This is a genomic window from Paenibacillus sp. AR247 (assembly GCF_002968895.1).
GTDB lineage: Bacteria > Bacillota > Bacilli > Paenibacillales > Paenibacillaceae > Paenibacillus_AQ > Paenibacillus_AQ favisporus.
On record NZ_PCZT01000009.1, the window covers coordinates 546,117 to 550,412 of the forward strand.

Sequence of the window (4,296 nt, forward strand, 5' to 3'; positions counted from 1 at the left end):
GGGTATCCGAATACGAAAGTGTACGTCCCTGAAGCATTTTATCATCGGAAAAATCCATCCCGTCGACAAGAACACCGGTTCCGAACGCCGCCTGCTCCACTTCGGCAAAATAGTTCTCCGGATTTTTGTTCAGCACCATCCGGCCGACCGGACGCCAAGGAATCTGTTCCTTCGGCCACAGCTTGGTATCGTCCAGCGGGTCGAAGTCCAGCTCGGGATGGTCGTCGTCGCTCAAAATTTGCACGAACAGCTCCCACTCCGGATAATCGCCGCGCTCGATCGCTTCGTACAAGTCCTGGGTCGCATGGTTGAAGTTTTTACCCTGTATGGCTTCCGCCTCGGCTTGGGTCAAGTTTTTGATGCCCTGCTTCGGTTCCCAGTGGTACTTGATCAATACCGCTTCTCCCTCAGCATTTACCCATTTGTAGGTATTGACTCCGGACCCCTGCATCTGCCGGTAGTTGGCCGGGATGCCCCATGGAGATTGAACGAACGTTATCATATGCATCGTTTCCGGCGAGTTGCAGCAAAAATCGAAGAACCGCTCGTTGTCCTGGATGTTCGTGACCGGATCCGGCTTAAAAGCGTGGATCATATCGGGAAACTTGATGGCGTCGCGGATAAAGAAAATTTTCAGGTTGTTCCCGACCAGGTCCCAGTTTCCGTCTTCGGTGTAAAATTTCACGGCAAAGCCGCGTGGGTCACGCAGCGTTTCCGGAGAATGGCCGCCGTGGATGACCGAGGAGAAACGGACGAAGACGGGCGTTCGTTTGCCCGCTTCCTGGTACAATTTCGCCCGCGTATACTTGGATACCGGCTCATCTCCAACCTTGCCGTACGCCTCGAAGTATCCGTGCGCTCCGGCTCCTCTTGCATGCACGACGCGCTCTGGAATGCGCTCGCGGTCAAAATGCGTAATTTTTTCGATAAATTGATAGTTTTCCAGCGTTGCCGGTCCGCGGCTTCCCACCGTCCGCATGTTCTGGTTGTTTTTCACCGGATGGCCCTGGCGCGTGGTGAGAGACATTTCGTCTTCGCCCGGAGCCATGCGGCGGTCAAGGGCATCGCCGGAACCGGTCACCGAAGTGCCGTGCTCCATAGGCTTTTGTTGTTGGTCCATGCTGCTGTTCTCCTTTTCGTCTTTATGTACACAAAGGCTGGTTAATTTTAGATGGCAAAGATATGAAGTAGCGTTTCCAGCCGATTCCGTTTTTATGCCTTGAGCCTTCCGCGCTACTAAAGTCCGGACATCAAAAAAATCCACTTTACATCAATTTATTCCGATTGATCCTCCGACTGAAATCGCTTAGCATGATTCTGAGCACGTCCAATAGTGTGAGTCTCGAACACCCCACGCCCATACTCGACACAAATCAAGTGATGTAAAAGGGATTAGAAAAAGGTACATAAGTTGATCAAGGAGGAGTTATCGAAATGGAGAGGATGTTTCAAAACCACGAAGTCCGCGTCAGCCGCACTATAGAAGGCACCTGGGATTTTACCGTCGTCGACGAACCCGATTTGTCCGCTCAGGCCAGTCAGTCCTTCCCCTACCGGATGGCGGTGCCATCCTGCTGGGAGACGCATCCCGATTTCAGTACATACAATGGCGTTGGCGCCTATCGAACGATCGTAAATATCCGGAGGGAAGCATCTGTCCGGCTTATTTTTAAAGGGGTTAAGCCACACGGCACACATCTACTGGGACGGGGTGAAAGTTGCGCAGCATTATAACGCCTACACCGCGTTTGATGTGGTCATTTCGGATGTACGGCCGGGTGAGCATACTCTGATCGTCGCAGCCGACAACCGTTTCAGCGAAGCATCCGCCTTGCATATTCCAAACGACTATTACACCTACGGCGGTATCATCCGCCCAGTGATCCTTGAGGAGCTGTATAGCCCTTACGTGCGGCAGCTGTATTTCACACCTGAACATAAAAGCGGCGTAATTCCAACGAGCGCACCATCTACCGTTATATCCATACCGGCGGAATCCAAAGCTGCCAGCTCGTCATGGGCATGACGCTCTTGAAGCCGGGCAGCATGTGGAACACGATGCCGTGTCATACGCATAACCGCCGTTCCGAGGTTTACTTCTATTTCGACATGCCGGAAGACGGCAACGTCTTCCACTTCATGGGTGAGCCGCAGGAAACCCGCCACCTCGTTGTCCGCAACGAACAGGGTGTTATTTCCCCAAGCTGGTCCATCCACAGCGGTGTTGGAACAAACAGCTATACCTTCATTTGGGGCATGGCCGGCGAGAACCAAATCTTTGAGGATATGGACCCTGTCGGCATGGATGAATTAAAATAAGATAAAACTCGAACGAATGGATGAATAATCAATGAACCCTTTACGCCGCTACGAAAACATTATGGAACTGCTCCTGGCCAAACAGGAGGTGACGGTTGCCGAACTGAGCGAACGGCTGAACGTCACCGGCAAGACGATCCGCGAGGATCTGGCCAAGCTGGAGGACAAAGGTCTGCTTCAGCGGGTGCATGGCGGAGCGATTCTGGCGCAAAGCGACCAGCTCGGCATTTTGTCCACCAAGGAACCGCTGGCGCGCCACGCTGCGGAGAAGGCGGATATCGCCCGCCTGGCCCTATCGCGCATCGAACCGAATGACGTCATCGCGCTGGACGGCGGCAGTACGACGCTTGAAATCGCCAAGGCGCTGGATAACCAGCCCCTGACCGTCGTCACCAACGATGTCCACATCATTTCGGAACTTGCCCGCAAGGACGCCATCCGGCTTGTCGTCCCCGGAGGCTATCGCGTGCGGAACATGCTGGCGGGGCCGGAAGCGGTCACCTATGTTCGGCGGCTGAATATTCACAAGGCGTTTTTGTCGGCAACGGGCCTGCATCCCGAAGATGGGCTGACGATCTACACCGGAGAGCTTCTGGACATCAAACGGGCGCTCCTCGAGACAGCGCGTACCTGTTACGCTGTGGTGGACCATCACAAATTCGGACAAAGCGCCCTGCTGACGTTTGCGAAGCTGAACGAAGTCGAAGCAATCCTTACCGACTCAGGGTGCAGCCCTGAATTCGCTGATGCCGTTCGCCAAGCGGGCGCCCGTCTCGAAGTGGCGAATGCGCAGTGAAGCATCCAACCTATCCCATGCAAAGGACTGATATACGATGTTTGATTTGACGGGTAAAATCGCCCTGGTCACCGGCACCTCCGGCGGCCTGGGACAAGGCATGGCCGTTGGCCTGGCGGAAGCCGGAGCCTCGGTCGTATGCATCTCCTCGACGAACAGTGACCGGACGGTCGAGGAGATCCGCAGGCTTGGCGGGAAGGCGGAGCAAATTTCCGCCGACTTAAGCGACACGGACGCCTTGGATCAAGTGTTTGCGCAGGCGCTTTCCTTCTATGGCGACATCGATATTTTGGTCAACAATGCCGGTATCATCCGCCGTACGCCGGCAGCGGATCATGCGCGCCAGGATTGGAACGACGTGATCAATTTGAATTTGAACACCGTGTTCTTCCTAAGTCAGCTCGCCGGACGCCACATGCTGGAGCGCGGCAGCGGCAAAATCATCAATATTGCGTCCATGCTTACTTTTCAAGGAGGCATTAATGTGCCGGGATATACGGCGGCGAAGCATGCGGTTGCCGGAATCACCAAAGCGCTTGCCAACGAGTGGGCTGGTAAAGGCGTCCAGATCAATGCCATTGCCCCCGGGTACATGGAGACGAACAATACGGCGCCGATCCGCTCGGACGAACAGCGTCTGCAATCGATTACGGACCGGATTCCGGCAGGCCGCTGGGGCACGCCGGAAGATTTGAAGGGTCCGGTTGTTTTCCTCGCTTCCCAGGCATCCGATTATGTCAACGGCCACGTTCTCTGCGTCGACGGAGGATGGTTGGCTAGATAACGCCATATTCAATAAAAGCTGCGCATTACAGAAAGGGAACCGTTCCCTTCTTCTGAAATGCGCAGCTTTTTATATGCTGAAGTCTCCCACTTTAACAGCATGCTCGAATCGTTTCCGAATGGAGCCATTTTCAAAATTCTGACCAAAGAAGCTCTTCCGCCCTTCATTTTCATCATATGTGCGGGCATGACATCGCCAAGTAGGCTGAATCATCCGAATTTGTCCGCTTATCAGACGTAACATTGTTTCGAAAAGATGAATCGATGGGGCCAAACAAACGTTTTTTATAAAAATGATAGTTTATCGATTGAATTCCCCTCCTCCTTCCCTTCGACACGTTGCGCAATGAAGACGCTTTTTATCGACAAAACGACAAACCGTGCTGAAAATACCTATT

Annotated in this window: 5 protein-coding genes and 1 pseudogene; 5 read left to right on the forward strand and 1 reads right to left on the reverse strand. The window is 53.6% G+C overall.

From position 1 onward, the window contains the following. Positions 1 to 1,048 (reverse strand): catalase (locus CPT76_RS37210; protein WP_258168617.1); only part of this gene is annotated, 1,048 nt, incomplete at its 3' end. A gap of 386 nt (positions 1,049 to 1,434) precedes the next feature. Here CPT76_RS37210 and CPT76_RS10525 point away from each other — a divergent pair. The 5 genes and pseudogenes from CPT76_RS10525 (at position 1,435) to kduD (ending at position 3,899) form a co-directional block, all read left to right on the forward strand. Next, on the forward strand, positions 1,435 to 1,734 hold the full coding sequence (locus tag CPT76_RS10525; protein ID WP_105442884.1) for a hypothetical protein: 300 nt from the start codon (positions 1,435 to 1,437) through the stop codon (positions 1,732 to 1,734). After that, complete coding sequence (locus tag CPT76_RS10530; protein WP_105442885.1) at positions 1,712 to 2,026, forward strand: hypothetical protein; 315 nt, start codon at positions 1,712 to 1,714, stop codon at positions 2,024 to 2,026. The genes CPT76_RS10525 and CPT76_RS10530 overlap by 23 nt, the downstream gene beginning before the upstream one ends. After that, positions 1,951 to 2,319: pseudogene (locus tag CPT76_RS10535) on the forward strand (5-deoxy-glucuronate isomerase); the annotation flags it as partial. The gene CPT76_RS10530 and the pseudogene CPT76_RS10535, both read left to right, overlap by 76 nt. Before the next feature lie 31 nt (positions 2,320 to 2,350). Then, positions 2,351 to 3,115 (forward strand): DeoR/GlpR family DNA-binding transcription regulator, encoded by a 765-nt coding sequence (locus CPT76_RS10540; protein ID WP_105442886.1) that lies wholly within the window; start codon positions 2,351 to 2,353, stop codon positions 3,113 to 3,115. A 37-nt stretch (positions 3,116 to 3,152) separates the two neighbouring features. Next, complete coding sequence (kduD, locus tag CPT76_RS10545) at positions 3,153 to 3,899, forward strand: 2-dehydro-3-deoxy-D-gluconate 5-dehydrogenase KduD (RefSeq protein ID WP_105442887.1); 747 nt, start codon at positions 3,153 to 3,155, stop codon at positions 3,897 to 3,899. Positions 3,900 to 4,296: the final 397 nt, after the last annotated feature.

Bases quoted from the DNA above. Each gene is read 5' to 3' on its own strand.
- CPT76_RS10525 (WP_105442884.1), top strand. From the start codon at position 1,435: ATGGAGAGGATGTTTCAAAACCACGAAGTCCGCGTCAGCCGCACTATA.
- CPT76_RS10540 (WP_105442886.1), top strand. From the start codon at position 2,351: ATGAACCCTTTACGCCGCTACGAAAACATTATGGAACTGCTCCTGGCC.
- kduD (WP_105442887.1), top strand. From the start codon at position 3,153: ATGTTTGATTTGACGGGTAAAATCGCCCTGGTCACCGGCACCTCCGGC.